Raw genomic sequence first — 19,527 nt, forward strand, 5'->3', positions numbered from 1 at the left:
ATGGGAACGGAACAAGAGGGGGAAGAGCAAGCTTCCCCCGTCGGTTACAGGACAAATTCCTCGGACACCGCGATCCGGTCGGAGCTGGGGCCGATCAGTACCCGGAACGCGCCGGGCTCGACGATCCACTTCAGGTCTCGGCCGAGCAGCCTCAGATCCTTGCCGTTCAGGGCGAACGAGACGGTCGCCCGCTCTCCGGGATTCAGCCTGATCCGCTTGAATCGACGCAGGTCCTTCTCCGGTCTAGCGATCGCGCTGACCACGTCGCTCACGTAGAGCTGCACGACCTCGTCGCCGGCGCGCGAACCGGTATTCGCGACTTCGACCGAGACCTGGATCTCGGGGTCCGGGAGTCCACGGACGACGCTGACCGTCAAGCGATCGTAGCCGAACGTCGTATAGCTGAGGCCGTGCCCGAACGCGTAGAGCGGCCGGTTGTCGCCCTCGACGTAGTCCTTGGAGCCGCCGCGCCTGCGATTGTAATAGACGGGAATCTGACCCAGCGTCCGCGGGAACGAGATCGGGAGCCGGCCGGCCGGATTGTAGTCGCCGAACAGCACTTCGGCGATCGCGTCGCCGCCCCGCTCCCCGGGATACCAGGCTTCGAGGATCGCCGGGATGTGGGCGTCCTCCCAGCTCATCGTGATCGGTCGTCCGTTCTGAAGCACGAGGATGACGGGGGTGCCCGTCTCGTAGACGGCCTTCAGCAGTTCCAGCTGCCTGCCCGGCAGATCCAAGCTGGCGCGGTCGACGCCTTCGCCGCAAGTCCGCCTGTCGTCGCCGAGCGCGACGATGGCGACGTCGGCGCTGCGGGCCAGCTCCACCGCCTCTTGCATGCTGGCCGTCTCGCGGCTCCAGCCCAGCATGACGGACACGCCGTTCGTGTCTTTGCGATATTCCAGGCGGATCTCGTAGCTCCGTCCGGCCTCCAGCGCGACCGGGACGTTCCGGGTGGCGCTCTTGTCCTTGCCCCAGCCGTCGACGATCAGCTCGCCGTCCAGCCACAGGCGCATGCTGTCCGCGCTGACGGTGCCGATACGGCCGGACACATCCTGTTTCGGCACGAGCTTGCCCGTCCACCGCACGGAGAAGCCGAACGAATGCAGGCGCTGATCCGGCTTCGCGATGACCCAGTTGAAGTCGATCGACGAATCGTTGCGGGTCACGACGGGTTCGCCCGTTAGTTCGGGGTTGTTGAAGTACTCGCCCAGCAAGCCTTCGTTGCCGTGCGCGTCGAGAAGGCTGCCGGCCGGAATGGCTTCAAGCTCGTCCTCGAGGATGCCTGTGCCTTTGGCGAACGATACGCGGGTCGCCGGGGAGACGGAGCCGCGGATGCCTTGAAGCAGGGTCACCGGCTCAAAACCCTCGACGTACGGCGTATAATCGCCGAGCCGGGCGACGGCCGCGCTGGGTCCGATGACCGCGACGTGCGGCAGGTCCTTGCGGAGCGGCAGCGCCGCGCCCTCGTTCTTCAGCAGCACGATGCCTTCCCGGGCCGCCTGCAGCGCCGTCTCGCCGTGCTGCGCGCTGCGCACGACTTCGGCGGACAGGCCCGGCGCGATGTAGGGCTGCTCGAAGAGGCCGAGCATGAACTTGACCCGCAGTACCCGCCCGACAGCCTCGTTCACCGTGGACTCGGCGATCTCCCCGCCGCCGACCATGTCGACGATGGCATTCTGATACACTTCGTGCGGATAGTCGTAATACTGCATGTCGCAGCCGGCGACGAGCGCCTGACGGATCGCTTCCTTCTCCGAGTCCGCCGTGAAGTGCGAGCGCTGGAGCCGGGAGATGGCGCCGAGGTCGGAGCGGACGAAGCCAGGCATGTGCCACTTGCCGCGCAGCACGCCCGTGAGCAGGCTCTCGTCGGACGCGCAGGGTACGCCGTCGATCGAGTTGTACGCGCACATGGCGTTGACGGCGCCCCCCTCGACGAAAGCGTCCTCGAACACCGGCATGTAATACGTCTCGATCTCGTTCAGGCCGAGCGAGGTCGCGGACTGGTTCAGGCCGCTCTCCGGCACGCCGTGCACGGCGAAGTGCTTGGGCTCGGCGACGATCGTATGATCCGTCGCGAGCGATTCGCCTTGCAGCCCCTTCACCATGGCGACCGCCATGCGGCCCGCCAGATGCGTGTCTTCGCCGTAGGTCTCCTCGACGCGTCCCCATCGGGGCTCGCGGGCCAGGTCGAGCACCGGCCCGAACGTCTCGTGAATGCCGAAGCTTCTCGTCTCGGCGGCGATGGCTTGGCCGATCGCCTCCGCGATTGCCGGATTCCAAGACGAAGCCGTCGTGATGGCGTGCGGGAAGACCGTGCAGCCGGGCCGGCACAGGCCGTGGAGCGCTTCCTCGCTGAAGAGCATCGGGATGCCGAGCCGCGTCTCCTCGACGGCGTATCGCTGCAGCGCGTTATTGACCTCCGACGTCCCGTACAGATCGTGAATGCAGCCGATGCCTTCCTGTCCGATCGTCTCCTTCACTTTGTCCCACACAATCTCGGCATCCCGGGCCATGACCGTGTCCATATGGGGATGCGTGGCGCTCATGAACGTGGCGCCGAAATATTGGTCGAGCTGGCGGACCTTCTCCCGGATCGTCATGCGCGACAGCAAATCGCCGATCCGCGCTTCGATGGGCGCTTCCGGATTACGGTACAACGCTTTATTTTCTTGAGAGATGCTCATGTTCGTGTCCTCCACTGCAAGCGTCGATTATTAAACCTAACTCCAATATAAAAAAAGACCCCCGACAGTTCCCGTCAGGGGTTGCGAACGACTCGTCATTTTTTGCTGCGGAATTGGGAGGGGGTGCATCCGCTTACTTTTTTGAACACGCGGTTGAAGGTCTCGATGCTGTTGAAGCCCGACCGGAAGGCGATGTCCGTCACCGAAGCGTCGCGCCCCGCCAGCAGCAGGGACATGGCGACGCTCACGCGGAATTCGTTCACGTAATCGACGAAGCCGGCTCCCGTGGCTTCCTTGAAGAAACGGGAGAAGTAGGTCGCGCTGAAGCCGGCGATGCCGGCGGCGCGCTGCAGCGTAATCTCGGACGCGTAATCGCGCTCAATGTAGGCCAGCACCACTTGCAATCGTTCGAGCTGCTCCAGCTGTCGGGTACGCTCCTGCTGAGAGTAAGCCTCCATTGGCACCTGGCGGATGAGGGCCGCGGCCAGATCGTGGATTCGGGCCTTGAGGATGAGCTCGAAGCCGGTCTCGCGCGTCTCCCACTCCCGCAGGACGGCGCGGACGATCGGCGCGAGCGAACGGTGCAATTCGTCTTCGGGACGAAGGTGCGGCGTGGTGAACTTGCGGCCGAAGGCGAGATCGGAGTAGTCGTCGAAGACGGACTTGCCGATCTGGAGGATGATCTTGGCGCAGCCTTCCGGATTGGGGAAGAACCGATGCACGGCGCAAGAGCTGACGAGCAGAATATCGCCGGACCGCACGCGGAACAGATCGTCGTTGATCCCGATCTGCATGTCGCCATCGAGAATGTGGACGATCTCGATCTCCTGGTGCCAGTGGGCGGGGGTGCCGGTTTCTTCCTTGCCGACGATGATCTTGAGCGGATGATGGGTATTCAGAGCGATCTTCTCATGCCAAGGATTCACGTTAATCTCCCGTACGCGGCGTTATTCTCTTCAGTCTAGCGGATATCGGAATGGGGGACAAGATCCGGCCCGGGCGCGCGCGGGAATGCGTTAGGGCATTGCAATCCCGAACGGACCAAGTGTAGACTACAAAAGCCAACATCCCCCTATTCAGGCGAATAAGCCGATAGGGTAACATGATCACGAGCAACCGCCTCGCGTACGCGCCGGAAGCCGGACGAGAAGCGGTCATCAGGGAGAGGAGCGTGCTGTCTGAATGGAATGGGATGCCGTTAACGCGACAAACGCAGATACGCCCAAGCTAAGGTTCTCCGGTCCCGCGTCCGCATGGGAGGAAGCGCTGCCGGTCGGCAACGGAAGGCTGGGCGCCATGATCTTCGGAGCCGCCCAAGGAGAACGAATCGCGCTTAACGAAGACAGCCTGTGGTACGGCGGACCGCGCGACCGCAACAACCCGGACGCGCTAGCCCACCTGGAGTCGATCCGGCGATGCCTGCGGGAAGGCCGGGTGGAGGAGGCTCAGCGGCTGTCGGTGCTGGCGCTGTCCGGCGTTCCGGAGACGCAGCGGCATTACGTGCCGCTGGGCGATCTGAACTTGACGTTCGGCCACGGCGGAGCGACGGAGGACTATGCGCGGGAGCTGGATCTCGCGACGGGCATCGCCCGCGTGCGCTACCGGGCGGGAGGCGTAGCGTTCAGCCGCGAAGCGTTCGCAAGCTATCCGGACGAAGCGCTAGTCATCCGTCTAACCGCGGACCGTCCCGGCGCGATCAGCTTCTCGGCGCGACTGACCCGCGGGCCGAACAACCGCTATTACGACGAGATGGCGCGGGCGGACGAGGCGACGCTCGTCATGCGGGGCAACGGAGGCGGCACGGGAGGCGTAGACTTCCGGACGGCGCTGCGGGCGAACGCGGAAGGAGGAAGCGCGAGGATCGTCGGCGAGCGTCTGCTGGTCGAGGGCGCCGACCGCGTGACGCTCGTCCTGACGGCCGCGACGTCGTTCCGCTATGCGGATCCGGAGGCCGAAGCGCTGCGGGCCGCGGACAAGGCGAGCCGGATGCGGTATGATCAGCTGAAGCGGCGGCAGGAAGACGACGTCCGGGCGCTGATGGACCGGGTCTCGCTGCGCCTCGGGACTGCGGAGCGCGAACGGGACGCGCTGCCGACGGACGTTCGGCTGGAGCGGGTACGCGGCGGCGCGGAGGATGCGGGGCTGGCGGCGCTCTATTATCAATTCGGGCGCTATCTGCTCGTCGCCAGCAGCAGGCCGGGGTCGCTGCCGGCCAACCTCCAAGGGATCTGGAACGACCGGATCCTGCCGCCGTGGGACAGCAAGTACACGATCAATATCAATACCCAGATGAACTACTGGCCGGCCGAGAGCGGCAATCTGGCCGAATGCCACGAGCCGCTGTTCGATCTGATCGAACGGATGCGCGAACCGGGGCGGCGTACCGCGAAGATCATGTACGGAGCGGCGGGCTTCGTCGCGCACCATAATACCGATCTGTGGGCGGATACGGCGCCTCAGGACTTGTACGTTCCGGCGACCTATTGGCCGATGGGCGCGGCATGGCTGTGCCTGCATTTGTGGGAGCACTACGTCTACGGCTTGGATCGGACCTTCCTGGAGCGGGCATATCCTACGCTGCGGGAAGCGGCCGAATTTTTCGTCGATGCGCTCGTCGAGCTGCCGGACGGGAGGGTCGCGACCTCTCCTTCGGTATCGCCGGAGAATACATATCTGCTCTCGGACGGGAAGGCCGGCATCCTGTGCGAAGGACCCGCGATGGACGGCCAGATTCTGCATGAGCTGTTCTCCGCTTGCATCCAAGCCGCGGGGACGCTCGGGACCGATGCGGCATTCGCCGCTAGGCTGACGGAGCTCAGGGATCGTCTGCCGCGGCCCGCGATCGGCAAGCACGGCCAGCTGCTGGAGTGGCTGGACGATTACGAGGAATCGGAGCCCGGTCACCGGCATATCTCGCATCTGTTCGCGCTTCATCCCGGCACGGGATGGTCGGTCCGAAGCACGCCCGATTGGACGGCCGCCGCCAGGGTCACGCTAGAGCGGCGTCTCGCGAGCGGCGGCGGGCACACCGGCTGGAGCCGGGCTTGGATCGTGAATCTATGGGCGCGGCTCGAAGACGGGGAGCGGGCCTACGAGAATCTGGAGGCGCTGCTCGCGCACTCTACGCTGCCCAACCTGTTCGACAACCATCCGCCGTTCCAGATCGACGGCAACTTCGGCGGCGCCGCGGGCATCGCCGAGATGCTGCTGCAGAGCCATGAGGGCGAGCTGCATCTGCTACCTGCCCTGCCTTCCGCCTGGCGAGAGGGAGAAGCGCGCGGACTGCGGGCGAGAGGAGGGTACGAGGTCAGCCTCGTCTGGACGGACGGCGTCCTGGCCGAAGCCCGGATCCTTCCGCGCCGGGATGGCGAATGCGTCGTACGCGCGCGGGGCGAATTCGACGTCCTGACGGGAGATGCCGCCGCGGATCATGCCGTCGAGGCCGTCTTGGACGGCGAAGGCCGGCTGCGGTGGTCCGTCCGGGCGGGGGCGGCGTACGTCCTGAAGCCGCGCAGCGAATCGCGAAGAGAGGCCTGAGGGAGATTCGCTCCCCGAAGGCACGCCGAACAGGCGGGACAGATGACGTCATCTGTCCCGCCTGTTGTCGTATAGGGGGGGCGCGAGCGAACCCTATACACGTGCCCGCTAGCGGCTGTTCCTCTTCGGCTCCTTCTCCGAGAGCGAATATTCCCGGTAGGCGGTGGGCGTCATGCCCACCTCCTTCTTGAAGGCGGAGTAGAAGTGGCTGCTGTTGATGTACCCGCACATCTGTGCGACGTCGCTGACCTTGTACTCGTCGCTCTGCAGGAAGTCCTTGGCTTTGCCGATGCGGATCTTGCGGATGTATTCGCCGGAGTTGATGCCGGTCATCTCCTTGAAGAGCTTGGAGAAGTAGTTCGGCGTATATCCGGCCACCTCCGCCAGCACCTCCACGCTCAAGTTGCTGTCCGCGAAGTTGTCCTGGATATACTGCATCGTCTCCTCGATCTTGCGGTAGAACTTGTTCTCCTTCAGTTGCTGGATGCTCTCCAGGTTGCCCCGGTAGTCCTCGAACCGCTTCAGGAGCCATGCTCGGGCTTGCTCGAGCGTCTCCATCTCGGTGAAGATCAGGTTCAGCTCGCCGAATTGCATGCCTAGCTTCTTGTTCTCGTCGTTAATCGTCTGATTCATCTGGGTGATGCAGACGAGGAGAATATGGAACAAGGCTTGAATCGCGTCCGAATGCACGTAGCCCTTGAGTAGTCCGGTCATGCTATCCAAGCCCTGGACGAAGCTCTCCCGGTCGTTGCGCTTGATGGCGGAGATCAGCTTGTCCTCGATCTCGATCGGCAAGCCGTAGCTTCTCGACAGGGTCTCTTCGACGAGCTGCGGATAGATGATCCGGTTCGGTCCGAGGACGAATCGCTGCTGAATCATCTCCAGCGCCTGGCGGTACGCATGCGGGCAATCTCCCCAAGCGTCGATCGGGTCGCTCACGCCGACGCTGACGGTGATGCCGATCGTGACGGCAATCGAATCTTTGACGTTGGCGAGCTTGGCCAGCAGGTGCCGGAAGCCGTCCTCGGCGCCGTTCGCTTCGTTGATCAACAGCGCGATCTCGCCCTTGGGCATCTGCAAGACTTCGTATCGGAGCTCGTCGCTGAGCAGCTCGGCGATGCTCTGGAACAGGACCGACTCGTATAAGGTCATGCTCTGGGCGTCCAATTGCGAATAGCCGTCGATCTTGAAGACGCAGACCAGCAGCCGGTCCAAGTCGATGCGCAGCCTCCATTCGTCCGCATGCAAGGCGACCGACGGTTCGTCCGGTCCGGCGGAGATCAACGCCCGGCGCAGGAAGTTGTCCTTCATGAGCTGCAGGCTGTCGCGATTTTTGTCCTCCAGGGACTGCATATGCTGCAGCGTCTCCGCATAGACCCGGCCGATCAAGGAGATGTCGCTCGAGACGGCGCTCCCGACATTGAACTGGGAGCGCTTGAACAGTTCGGTGAGCCGCTGGACGGGATTGTACAGCTTTTTGGAGATGAGGAACGTCAAGGCCAGGCAGAACAACAGAATGGACAGGCAGACGACCAGCAGGGCGTTGCGCTTGTCCTGGATCGGCTTCACCAAGCTGTGATAAGGGGTCGCGCTCAGAATGTACCAGCTCGTCGTCCGGTTTTTCACGAAGGTCACGAGAGATTGATGATGCCCTTCGTCGTCGATGACGTCGCCGGCGTCGGCCGCGGCCGCGGCGCTCAGCACGGCTTCGAACGAGGCGGTTCCCTTCACGCTGCCGCCGATCTGAGCGACGTCGCTGTGGGCGATGAGCGTCCCCGCCTCGTCCGCGAACAGGAGCTGATCCCCGCTCTTGGACAGGTAGTCCCGCACGAGCAGGTTATCGTCCAGGTTGATGATGACGGTCTGCTGCTGGCCGTTCATGCTGCGGTTCGTATATTCCATGCTGATGACGTAGTTCGCGTTTTTATCGGTCAAGAAGCTTTTCGCAGCGTTCGTATTTTCCAATCGGGTCAAGTAGATCGTTCTTGCGTCGTTGACGCTTTTCTGAAAGCTCGCGTCCCGCTTCAGAAATCCTTGGGCGTCGAAGCCGGGCTCGCCTTCGACGATATACTCGTTGATCGAGGAGTTGTAGACGAAGATCGAATGAATGTACGGGTTGATCTGACGGATGTTCCGGATCTGGATCCGGGCTTTGTTGTTGATCAGCTCGTCGTTGCTCCTGGAAGCCAGGAAGAAGTTAATGTCCGTGTTGATCTCCAGATTCAAATAGATTTGATCCATCTCTTTAAACAAATTGTCGATATTCTCGCTGAGCATCTCCAGTCCTTTGACCTGTTCCTGGGACAGCTGGCCGTAGAGCGTCTTGGCGTACAAATTGGAGAAGATCAGGGTAATCGTGACGATGATGATCATCACCAGGATCGTAAAGGACAATAGTATGCGAGCGAATAAGGAATCGAGCTTGAATCTGGCAAACGACAACATCGATTGACCCCCCGCCCCTGCATGATAAGCGCTTTCCTAAGACGATTACTTAGTATAAACGAAAAGGATCGCGAATGGCTAATGTAAAAGTCGCCATTCGCGATCGGTATGGCTCATGCGGCCTGCCGGCGTCAGCCGGACGAGGCGTTACGGGCTCTTGGACAGGAAGGCGTCCAGCTGCTTCTGCACCTCGGCAACGATCTTATCCGTTCCGGCATCCTTCTCCTTGGCGATGAAGTCGGAGACGCCTTTGTCGACGTCCTTGACGTTGATGCCGGTCATGAGCAGTTGGCCGAGCTCGCTCAGCACTTGCTCCCGCTTCGCGCTCTCCGTCTTGATGTTCGTCTGGTCGGGGACGAAGTAGTTGACGGTGGAGGAGATGTTGACCGGACGGTTGATGAAGTCGTTGTACTGCTTGTAATAGTTTGCCGTGCGCTGGGAGTCTTCTTTCTGGAACTCCGGACGCCAGAAGCCCCATTGGCCGGCCCAGTCGAGATAGTTCGTCGGCTGGCCGTTGCCTTGGCCCGGCATGTAGGAGACTTTGTTGCCATCCAGTTTGTACGTCTTGTCTACGATGCCGTAGATGACGGCGTCGTACAGCTTCTGGTTCGTCGTGATCTGCTCGAGGAACATGAGCGCCCGCTCGGGATTGGCGGCGTTCTTGTTGATGGCGACCGCGTTGCCGAGCGGCGATTCGAGCACCCATTTATGATCCGGATAGAATTCGGACCACGTCTTGACGGCGCCCTGCGATTCGATTTCGGGCTTGAACGGATGCGGATTCTCCAGGATGCCGCCGTCGATCTGGTTGATGGCGGCGCCCATCGTGCCCGCGCTGAAGTCGGCTTCCGTACCTTTGGTCGCCAGCAGATTTTTCGGAATGATGCCGTCTTGATTCCATTTTTTCGTGTAGGTCACGTATTCCTTGAACGCTTCGGTCTGCTCCCATGGGATGACGGCATGCTTCGGATCGTCGATCTTGACGACCAGTCCGTGGAAGTTCAGATCCTCGTAGCCGTATTTCTCGAGGAATACGCGGTCGATGTCGTTGAACCACGAGTCCGGGCGGAACGAGATCGGGAGAATCTGCGGCGATGCCGTCTTCAGGGCGTGCAGCATGGCGTCCAGATCTTCGACCGTCTCGACTTTGTCCTTCGTATAGCCGCCCTTCTTGGCAAGATCGCCGCGGTACCACACGATCGGCTTGCTGGTTTTCTTGATCGTCCACGGCGCGGCATAGACGCGGCCGTCGACCTTGATCGGATCGAGCAGATTGTTGTCGGTATACTGCTTGTATAGCGTCGGCGCATACTTGGGCAGCAGATCGGTCATATCGAGGTAGCCGCCGCGGTTCATGGCGTTCGGGAAGTCTTCCCAGTTGGCGTCGAAGTTCAGGTCGTAGTCGTCGCCGGACGACTGCAGCAGCTTCATCTTGTCCTTGTAGTCGTTCCAGTTCACGAAGTTGATCTCGAATTTGGCGTTGAGCGTATCCTTCGTCAGCTCGGAGACGTACTTCCAGACTTCGTCCGTCGCTTGCGGCTTGTCGCCCGGAAAGTAGAAGCGAAGTGTAACCGGTTTCAGTTTTTCGCCTTGCGCGCTTGTCGCATCTCCGGTGCCGGAGGCGCTGCCTGCCGCGTCGTTCCCTTTGTCGTTCCCGCCGCAAGCGGTCAGCGATACCGCTACGAGAGCGGCCGCCATGCTTCCGGCGATCCATTTGCTTTTCCTAGCCATGTTGAAGTTCCCCCTGTCGATAAAATGTTTATACGCTATACGGCGGATGCCGGTCAAGCCTGTTGGAAGGGAGGGGGCGGCCTTAGCCTTTGACCGCGCCCATCATGAGACCTTTGACGAAGTAACGCTGCAGGAACGGATAGAGGAAGATGATCGGGCCGATCGTAATGATCGTCGCGGCCATCTTGACGCCTTCGCGCGGCACCATTTGATCGATGCTGGTCGCCAGGATGCTGGAGTTCGCCAGGTAATCCACGTTCGAGACGATCGTCCGGAGCAGCAGCTGAAGCGGCTGGAGCTCGGTCTTGTCGATCAGCATCAATCCGAGCCACCAATCGTTCCAGTAGGCGAGGGCGATGAAGAGACCGACGGACGCGAAAACGGGAACCGAGAGCGGCAGCACGATGGACCAGAGCGTCCGGACTTCGCCGGCGCCGTCGATCTTGGCGGACTCGTGCATCTCCTCCGGGATCGACGAGAAGTAGTTGCGCATCAGGAAGATGTTGAAGCCGTTCACCAGAGAAGGCAGAATCAGCGCCCACAGATTGTTGTGCAGGTGCAGATACTTGACGCAGATAATGTACCAAGGCACCATGCCGCCGTTGAACAGCAGCGTGAGGAGCACGTAACCCGAGATGAAGTTGCGGTATTTGAGCCTGCGCAGCGAGATGGGATAGGCAAGCATCGCGCTGATGGCGAGGCTCGCGATCGTGCCGACCACGGTGACGAGACCGGTAATCTTGTAGCCGGTCAAGACGACGTCCATCCGCTGGAACAGGTAGCGGTAAGCCGAGAAGTCGAAGTGCTTGGGGTAGATATTATACCCGCTTGTCAGAATATCCGTCTCCCGCGTCATGGAGCTCGCGAGGATGATGACGAACGGAACGACGCAGAACAGGGCCATCAGGATGACGACGGCGTACAGGACGATTTGTCCCGGGTGAACCGCTGAACGTGCTTTCATGTTATGGACCTCCATTTGAAGCGATTCGGGATCAGAATAAGGCGGAACCGCTCTCGTACTTGCGGGCGACGCGGTTGCTGAAGTAGACCAGAACGAAGGCCAGCACGGATTGATAGAAGTTGGCCGCGGCCGACATGCCCATGTCCCCGGAGCCCTTCAGGCTGCGGAAGACGAACGTGTCGATGACGTCCACCGTCGGATAGAGCTGGGCGCTGTCGCCGACGAGCGAGTAGAACATGCCGAAGTCCGAGTTCATGATGTGGCCGATCGCGAGCAGGGTCAGCACGACGATGGTCGGACGCAGCAGCGGGATCGTAATATACCGGATCTGCTGCAGCTTGGTCGCGCCGTCGATGCGCGCGGATTCGTACAGCGTGTGGTCGATGCCCGTCAGCGTCGCCAGATAGATGATGCTGTTGTAGCCGACGCTTTTCCACACGAAGATGATCAGGATCAAGACGGGCCAAGCCTCCGGCCGCGCGTACCAGTCGACCTTCTCCGCGCCGAACTTGGCGATCAGCTCGCTGACCATGCCGTGCTCGTAGTTCAGCAGGTTGTAGGCGAATACGCCGACGACGATCCACGAGATGAAGTAAGGCAGCAGCGTGAGCGACTGCGCCGTCCGTTTGAACCACATCGACTTGATCTCGTTGAACAGGATGGCGAGGCCCACGTTCACGCAGGTGCCGACGAAGATGAACAGCAGGTTCAGCAGGATCGTATTGCGGGTGACGCGCACCCAGTTGTCCGAAGTGAAGAAGTATCGGAAATTCTCGTAGAGGGGATGCATCCAGGGACTGGCGAAGATGCCGTTGCTTAGATTGAAGTTTTTGAAAGCGATGATGATGCCGGCCATCGGGAAGTAATTGAAAAACAGAAGGAAAAGCATGGCCGGGAGGGTCATCAAATAAAGCGCTTTGTTTTTGGTAAGCTCGCGTAACAAGAAATCATCACTCTCCGTTCATTCTGGGGCTGACTGGTTGCTCGCCGGCGGCCGTTCGTCCGGCATGCCGTGAATCCGTTTACAAATTCAAGTTATCACGCCCCGAGGAGGTTTTAAACTTCGCCTTCGGGTGATTTTGTTGCAGTTTCTAAGATGAATCGACTTGTTCAAACTACGATTTGGTTGGTTTTTCTCGCTTGGGAAGGCTGTCCGGCGGCGGAAATCGGGCATTGTGGGATGGAATGGGAGATGCTGGGCGAGTGACGCGGCGAGGGAAAGGAGATCGCTGCGGGAATGCCGAAAAGCCGCAGGCTCGTAGGGGGAGCTTGCGGCTTCTGACTTTGGGGACGAGACAGCAAGATAAACATCCTGGCGCTAAGTGGAGCGTATGTTCGATTTCGGAGCTTAAAAAATCCGTCAATGACGGATGCTCCCCCTAAGGGTCAACGGTATAGCTTATGAATTTCTTCGGGAATCCCGCATTGGTTCAAGAAGGAATGCAGCGTCGCGTCGGTTTTTATGAAAATGGGGCTGGCCATTATCGCTTTCAGGGCTTACACACCTAATAGTCGTACGGAATATTCGTCTTCGGTTGGGCAAAGGTCGCCCGGAATTCATCGGCTGGGACCTGTCCGGTGGTGCTTACTTTGGTGCTTGTCGGTGGTGCTCGCCGTGGTGCTTTATGGTGGTGACTTGATGGTGGTGCTTGATGGTGGTGCTCGCCGATGGTGCTCGCTGGTGGTTCTTTCTCGTGGTTCTTTCTCGTGGTTCTTTCTCGTGGTGCCTGCTCCAATAAATTGTATTCATACAACTTAATTGGCTCCCATCGGCGGAGAAGAGGCATTTACTTGCAAACGTACAACTTATTACGCAGAAAATCGAAAAATATTCNNTTGATCGATATGAAGGTCATACTGCAGAAAAAGTTGTACATTTACAACTGTTCGGTCGGCGTTGGGGGTCCGGAGGTCTGGAGGTCTGGAGGTCGGGAGGTCTGGAGGTCTGGAGATCCGGCGGTCCGGAGGTCCGGAGGTCCGACAAATCTATGATGACGGAACAATAGGTGCTTAGAATGTCCGAATGTCCGCTAACCACCAAATAAGAATCAGATAGGCCATGTGGATTTTATCGTTGAAGCTCGTAAAGGCCGGACCCGCCGCTGTGCGATCCTTTTATAGCCTGTCGCAATTTTCATGATAGTCTGTGACCTGGTAAGGTCATGCGTGTTTTTTGCTCGTCTCCTCAATACCTCTTCAAATGATAGTAACTCCGCGGCAGCTTGCGATACTGACCGGGACTGAGACCCAGCATCTTCTTGAACGTCCATTGGAAGTGAGTGACGTTGTTGTATCCGATCTGATGGGCGATGGCGGTGATGCGGGCGTCGGAGTAGAGCAGCATCTCCTTCGCCCGCCAGATGCGCTTGAAGGCGATGAACTCCACGATCGTGAAGCCGGTATTCTGCTTGAAGATGCGGCTCAGATAGGACGGATTGGCCCTGACATGCCCCGCGATGCGGTCCAGGGTCAGCTCTTCGGCATAATGCGACGAGATGTAGTCCATCGCCTCGTTGACGATCTCCTTGAAGGAGATGCCGTGGCGCGACCCGTCCACCAGCGTGTAGGGAGCGTTCCCGCTGTATGCCTCCTTGAGCTCCAGGAGCAGCCACTGCAAGAGCGCGACCAGCTTGCGCGGAGAGTAAGCCTCGCCGGTGCCGTATTCCTCGCTCATCAATGCCAAGCAGGCGCGCAAGCGACGGGCGACCGCTTCGTTCGGACGGAGCTGATGGGAGAACCCGGCCGTGCGTTCGTAGAACAGCGCCAGCGGGTCGACCCCGTCATCCAGCTCGACCGCCCGGGCCAGGGCGGGATCGAACATGATGACCAGCGCTTCGAACGCTTCCTGATCGATCAGTTGGCTCTTGTGCAGCTCCTGGTTCCCGATGACGAAGACGTCCCCTGGTCCGAACAGATAGCGTTTGTCGTCGATGTAGTAGGTGCCCCGGCCTTCTCTTACATAGAAAATCTCAAGCGGTTCATGCCACTCCAACGGCATCCGCCACTCGCCTTCGTTGCGGTTGATGAACATCTGGAATTCGCCGAATCCCCGGAACGTCTTCAGCGATTCGGGCAGCGCCTGATTCGTATAGCCGTCCATGGAGCATCCTCCTCCGCGCGAGATCTCAAACCTCCAACGCCAATTCCGATCCGAACAGCTTGCGGAACCGTTCCTCCTCCAAAGCGGCCTCTGCCGGGAAAGCGGAGCGGTACCAGCGCTCGTACTTCTCCCCGAATGTCGCGTCCGGCGAGCCTTGGCTGACATGCGCGTCCGCCGCGTGCCGCCGTACCGGGGCGGTCGACGATACGTCTACGATCAGATTAGGCTCTTCCGTCCAGAAGAGCAAGAGCTCTCTTGGCTTCCAGGGCGCGATCCCCATCGCTTCATGCTCGGGATAATACCAGACGCTGTCCGCCAGATAGCACGCCTCCGCGGCGAGCTGGCCCAGGGCGCGGTGATCGGGGTGCAACTCCCAGCGACGCCAGCCGTCCAGCGTGATCGCGATGTCCGGACGGTGGATCCGGATGACGCGGAACAGCCGCTCCCCCAGATCGGGCTGCTCGCGCAAGGTGCCGTCCTCGTAATCCAGGAAGTGCACCTCCCGCACCCCCAGCCGGCGGCACGCCTCCCGCATCTCTTCGCGGCGGATCGCCGCAAGCCGCTCCGGCCGCATCTGCCGGTCCTGCGTGCCCCGGCTCCCGTCCGTCGCGACGACCGCCGTTATCCGGTGCCCGGCCCGGGCGAGCCGGGCGAGCGTGCCTCCGCAGCCGGTCTCGTCGTCCGGGTGGGCGAGAATGACGAGAATGTTCAAGCGATCGCTCATCGGTAAGCCCTCCTCATTGGATCCTCATTCAGATGGTCTCGCGTCTCGCGCTTCTCGAACAGCGTGATGCCGAGCCCAAAAAGCGATCGCCGCTGTCGATCGCGGTGCCGATCACCCTGTCGTTACTTCAGTCCGCTCAGCGTCATGCCCTCCACGAACTGTCGCTGGAGCAGCAGGAACAGCAGGATCATCGGAGCGATCGCGAGCAGCATGCCCGCCATCAGCAGCGGGTAGTTGGTCGTATATTGGCCCTGGAGCGTAGCGAGGCCGACGGCTAGCGTCATCTTGTCCGGCGAGCTGTTGACGATCAGCGGCCACATGAAGTCGTTCCACGACCAGAGGGCGGAGATGATGCCGAAGGCGACCAGCCCCGGCTTCGCGAGCGGCAGCATGATCCGCCAATAGATGCCAGGCGGACGGCAGCCGTCGATCTTGGCGGCCTCCTCGAGCTCGACCGGGAGCGACAGGAAGAACTGCCGCAGCAGAAACGTGCCGTAGGCGCTGAACATGCCGGTCACGGTGATGGCTTTGAGCGAATTGAGCCAGCCCCAATCCTTCATCAGCATATATTGCGGCACGAGGAAGACTTGGGCGGGGACCATGAGGACGGACAGCACCAGCACGAACAAGACCGATTTCCCGGGAAAAGGAACACGGGCGAACGCGTAGCCCGCCATCGAGCTGATGAGCAGGGCGGCGAGCGTCTTCACGATGGTGGTAGCCGCCGTATTCCAGTAATACCGGGCGAAGGGCAGCTGATCGAAGGTTTCGGCGAAATGCGACCACTGCGGCTTCGCGGGCAGCAGCTTCATCGGGATCGCGATCGCTTCGGCCGGCGTCTTCAGCGCGGTAAGCGCCGCCCAGGCGAACGGCAGCAGCATGAGAACGGCGCCGGCCAGCAGCAGGAGCTGCGCGAGGACGCCGCGTCGGCTTCGGCCCGCCCGCGCGATTGTCTGAGGCCTATGGGACATGCGCGTCCTCCTCTCAGTCATAATGCACCCAGCGTTTCTGCAGCCTCAGCTGAATGGCGGTGATGGCCAGAATGACGGCGAAGAGCGCCGTTACGATGGCCGACGCGTATCCCTTAGCCCCGAGTTGGAATGCTTGCTTGTAAAACAGGTACACGACGGTGTCCGCATGGTCGATGGCGACCTGACCGATCATCATGTAGATCAGATCGAACACCTGAAAAGCTTGGATCAGCGCGGTGACCGAGACGAAGAACAACGTCGGCGTGAGCAGCGGCAGCGTGATGCGACGGAACAGCGTCGCCCCGCCGGCGCCCTCCTGGCGAGCCGCTTCATAATAGGCGGAAGGGATTCCTTGCAGCCCGGAGAGCAGGATCATCGCCTGGAACCCGACCATGCTCCATACCGCGACCAGGACGATGGCCGGCAGCGCCGTCCGTCCTTCGGTCAGCCAGCCGGGGCCGTGTATGCCGACCAGCTTCAGAAGCGTATTGACCAGTCCGAATTCGCCGTTCAGCAGCCAGCGCCAGGCGAGTCCGACGGCGGCGGGCATCAGCACGGCCGGCAGGAAGTATAGCGTCCGATAGACGCCGCTGCCGCGCACGCCTTTGTTCAGCAGAACGGCGAGGAAGGTGGACAGCGCGACCAGCACGGGAATGTAGATCGCCACGTAGAAGAACGTATGCCCGAACGCGCGATAGACGGCGGGGTCGCGGACGAGACGGCGGTAGTTGTCCCCGCCGCTCCAGACGTAGCTGCCGAAGTCGCCCCAATCGGTCATGGAGAAATAAAACGTGCGAAAGACCGGCCAGATGAAGAAAACGGCCAGTCCCGCGAGAAGCGGCGCTACCATCAGGTAGCCCCATTTGTAGTCGATGCGCGCAAGCCGCTTGGAACGGGCGAAGCGGGAAGCCGAGCGCTTGCGGAACGTTTCGGACAGCATGGCCATGGGATTGTCGGGCGCCTCCTTGCCTCGTAGACCGGGCAGAGCCTCCAAACGGCCGAGCCCCCCGACGAATCGGGCGGGCTCCGCCGGGTTGGGATTATTTCAGCGTCTCGTCGATCTTCTCTCCGAGCAGCTTCGCGGCGTCCGCCGCGGAGCTCTCGCCCGTATAGGCGGACTTCAACGTTTCCTTCTCCAGGCCGTCCCACTTGTCCGAATGGAGCGTCGCCGGATATTGCACCGACACTTTGGCCATATCGACGAACGCCTGCAGGTGGAACGCCGGCACCGACTTCAGCCACAGCTCCTCGCCGCCCGAGACGGCGGGCAGCGCCGTGCCGTCCTTCGCCTGAATCTCGGCGGCGTCCTTGGAGCCGAGGAACTTGAGGAATTCCCACGCTTCCTTGGGGTGCTTCGTGTTCGCGGCGGCTACGTTGCCGAGACCATGGATGATGCCGGAGCGGACTTTGTCCTTCGGCAGCACCGCCACGTCCGCGTTCGCCTTGGTATATTCGGTCGTGGCGAAGTCCTTGACGTTCCAAGAGCCGTCCATGAGCATGGCGACCTTGCCCGACTTGAACAGATCCTTCGGATTGGTGTCGGTCATTTGCGCCAGCGTCGGGGATACTTTGTGCTTCAGGATGAGATCGGTCTGGAGCTCGATGCCGCGGATGCCTTCCGGCGTCCCGTAGCCCGACTTGGCTCCGTCCGGAGACAGGAGGTAGCCGCCGGCTTCGAGGATCGTATTGTAGAACCCGATCTGTCCTTGGAACTGCGCGGGCAAGCCCCAAATGCCCTTAGCCGGGTCGGTCAGCTGCTTGGCGACTTCGACGGCCTTGTTCCAATCCCAGGTATCGTCGGGATAAGGGAGCTTTTTCGCGTCGAACAACGCTTTGTTGTACCACAAGCCGATCGTATCATAATCTTTCGGCATGCCGTAGCGCTTTCCCTTGTAGGAATACATATCGACGAGCGACTTCGGATAGACGTTCCAGTCAAAGGCGTCGGCCGTCGCGTAGTCGTCATAAGCCAGCAGCTTGCCGTTCGCGGCGAACTTGACGATGCTCGACCCGTTCATCCAGAACACGTCGGGCAGGGTGCCGCCCGTCGCGGCCGTGTCCAGCTTGGTCCAATACTCGCTCCAGGGCGTCAGTTCGATCTTGACCTCGATATTCGGGTGCGTCTCCCGGAACTTGGCGATGATGGCCTCCATGGCCGGCTGCTGCACTTGATCCCACAAGCCGTACGTGATCGTGACGTTCTCGGCCGATGCGGAGGGCGAAGCCGACGGCGCTGCCGAAGCCGAAGACGAAGGCGACGCCGCGAACGCGGACGGACTCGGGCTACCGTTCTTGTCGTTGCTTCCGCAGGCGCTCAGTAAGATAGCCGAGCCCGCCAGGACCGCCGTAAGTTGACCCCATCTGATTCCTTTGCCCATGTATCCCGACTCCTTTAGGTTCTGATTGGAGGGGGCCGTCGCGCCGTCGGGGACGCTGGCTTCTCTTACGCCCCGTGCGTGCGGCTTTCCCGGTCCCTTTCTTCTAACAATTGCTGCAGGGTAGGCGCCCCCGCATAGCCGCCGATCCGCCCGACCGACCTTCTGCCGCACCGGTTGCCCAGATCGAGGCATTCGGCGAGCCCTTGGCCGGCCAGCCTCCCGTACAGGAACCCGGCCGCGAAGCAGTCTCCCGCGCCCGTCGAATCTACCGGCTTGGCCGCCGCCAGGCTTCGCCGGATCGTCAGCCCGTCCGCGGCCGCGATCGCGCCGCGTTCGCCCAGCTTCACGACCGCCGTCGGCGTCCATTCCGCCAGACGGCTCAGCGCCGCCTCGGGCTCCTCCTCGCCGGTGATCGTCTGCGCTTCCTTCAGGTTCGGCATGAAGATATCCGCCTGACGGATGAGTGCCCGCAGCTCGGCCGACTTCAGCCACGCTTCGTCCCAGACGGCGTCGAGACTGACCGTCTTGCCGCGCTTGCGCGCTTCGGCGACGACCCCGGCATACTCCGGCAGCGCCGTGACGTGGAAGTAGGAGGCGTCCGCTTCGGCGGCGATCCGGGGGAGAGAGCCTAGAAACGACTCCGCATGCCGCCGGTCCGCATAGGAGATGAAGGTCCGATCGCCGGGTTGATTCAGCACGACCGTGAGCTGCGGATAGGGATGCGGATATTGCCGGACGTGGTCGAGCATGACGCGTTCGGTCCGGAGTACCTCGAGGACCCGGGCGCTCCATTCGTCCGTGCCGGCCTCCGCGGCCAGCCCCACTTTCAGGTCGAGTCGGGCCATGGCGACGGCGGCGTTCACGATCCCTCCCGCCGTCAGGTCGAGACCGGTGGCCCACGCTTCCTCTCCCATTCCCGGCAGACCGGGCAGGCCGCTGAAGACCAGGTCGCAGCAAGCCGAGCCGAAGAGCATGACATCAAACCTAGGCATT

The 19,527-nt window shown here is 61.3% G+C and carries 13 protein-coding genes; 1 reads left to right on the plus strand and 12 read right to left on the minus strand.

The window, feature by feature from the left end; all coding sequences use genetic code 11:
* Window positions 1-44: 44 nt before the first annotated feature.
* Together H7C19_RS25490 and H7C19_RS25495 are read right to left on the minus strand one after the other, a co-directional pair.
* Window positions 45-2,684: a glycoside hydrolase family 3 C-terminal domain-containing protein gene (locus tag H7C19_RS25490; RefSeq protein WP_185671901.1), complete on the minus strand. Its 2,640-nt coding sequence runs from the start codon at window positions 2,682-2,684 to the stop codon at window positions 45-47.
* 95 nt (window positions 2,685-2,779) lie between these two features.
* Window positions 2,780-3,610 carry a helix-turn-helix transcriptional regulator gene (locus H7C19_RS25495; RefSeq protein ID WP_185671902.1) on the minus strand — a complete coding sequence of 277 codons (831 nt, stop codon included), beginning with the start codon at window positions 3,608-3,610 and terminating at the stop codon, window positions 2,780-2,782.
* A gap of 256 nt (window positions 3,611-3,866) precedes the next feature.
* Here H7C19_RS25495 and H7C19_RS25500 point away from each other — a divergent pair, with 256 nt between their 5' ends.
* Window positions 3,867-6,221, plus strand: a complete 2,355-nt coding sequence (locus H7C19_RS25500; RefSeq protein ID WP_185671903.1) for a glycoside hydrolase family 95 protein — start codon at window positions 3,867-3,869, stop codon at window positions 6,219-6,221.
* Window positions 6,222-6,329: 108 nt separating this feature from the next.
* Here the strand turns inward: H7C19_RS25500 and H7C19_RS25505 are convergent, their stop codons facing one another.
* The 10 genes from H7C19_RS25505 to H7C19_RS25550 form a co-directional block, all read right to left on the minus strand.
* The gene (locus tag H7C19_RS25505) at window positions 6,330-8,663 is read right to left on the minus strand and encodes a helix-turn-helix domain-containing protein (RefSeq protein ID WP_185671904.1); all 2,334 of its coding nucleotides are present in this window, start codon (window positions 8,661-8,663) and stop codon (window positions 6,330-6,332) included.
* A 150-nt stretch (window positions 8,664-8,813) separates the two neighbouring features.
* Window positions 8,814-10,397 (minus strand): DUF3502 domain-containing protein, encoded by a 1,584-nt coding sequence (locus H7C19_RS25510; RefSeq protein ID WP_185671905.1) that lies wholly within the window; start codon window positions 10,395-10,397, stop codon window positions 8,814-8,816.
* Between the two features lie 82 nt (window positions 10,398-10,479).
* Window positions 10,480-11,361, minus strand: a complete 882-nt coding sequence (locus H7C19_RS25515; RefSeq protein WP_185671906.1) for a carbohydrate ABC transporter permease — start codon at window positions 11,359-11,361, stop codon at window positions 10,480-10,482.
* 31 nt (window positions 11,362-11,392) lie between these two features.
* The gene (locus tag H7C19_RS25520) at window positions 11,393-12,304 is read right to left on the minus strand and encodes an ABC transporter permease (protein WP_246469779.1); all 912 of its coding nucleotides are present in this window, start codon (window positions 12,302-12,304) and stop codon (window positions 11,393-11,395) included.
* A 1,242-nt stretch (window positions 12,305-13,546) separates the two neighbouring features.
* Entirely contained in the window at window positions 13,547-14,461 is a 915-nt protein-coding gene (locus H7C19_RS25525) for an AraC family transcriptional regulator (protein ID WP_185671907.1), read from the minus strand.
* A 25-nt stretch (window positions 14,462-14,486) separates the two neighbouring features.
* Window positions 14,487-15,185, minus strand: coding sequence for a PIG-L deacetylase family protein (locus H7C19_RS25530; protein WP_185671908.1), 699 nt, complete (start codon window positions 15,183-15,185; stop codon window positions 14,487-14,489).
* A 122-nt stretch (window positions 15,186-15,307) separates the two neighbouring features.
* Window positions 15,308-16,156 carry a carbohydrate ABC transporter permease gene (locus tag H7C19_RS25535; protein WP_185671909.1) on the minus strand — a complete coding sequence of 283 codons (849 nt, stop codon included), beginning with the start codon at window positions 16,154-16,156 and terminating at the stop codon, window positions 15,308-15,310.
* A gap of 13 nt (window positions 16,157-16,169) precedes the next feature.
* Window positions 16,170-17,102, minus strand: coding sequence for a carbohydrate ABC transporter permease (locus H7C19_RS25540; protein ID WP_185671910.1), 933 nt, complete (start codon window positions 17,100-17,102; stop codon window positions 16,170-16,172).
* Window positions 17,103-17,196: 94 nt separating this feature from the next.
* Window positions 17,197-18,534 (minus strand): ABC transporter substrate-binding protein, encoded by a 1,338-nt coding sequence (locus tag H7C19_RS25545; protein ID WP_185671911.1) that lies wholly within the window; start codon window positions 18,532-18,534, stop codon window positions 17,197-17,199.
* Window positions 18,535-18,599: 65 nt separating this feature from the next.
* Window positions 18,600-19,526 carry a carbohydrate kinase family protein gene (locus H7C19_RS25550; protein WP_185671912.1) on the minus strand — a complete coding sequence of 309 codons (927 nt, stop codon included), beginning with the start codon at window positions 19,524-19,526 and terminating at the stop codon, window positions 18,600-18,602.
* Window position 19,527 lies beyond the last annotated feature (1 nt).

The sequence above is a fragment of the Cohnella nanjingensis genome (genome assembly GCF_014212125.1).
Taxonomy (GTDB): Bacteria; Bacillota; Bacilli; order Paenibacillales; family Paenibacillaceae; genus Cohnella; species Cohnella nanjingensis.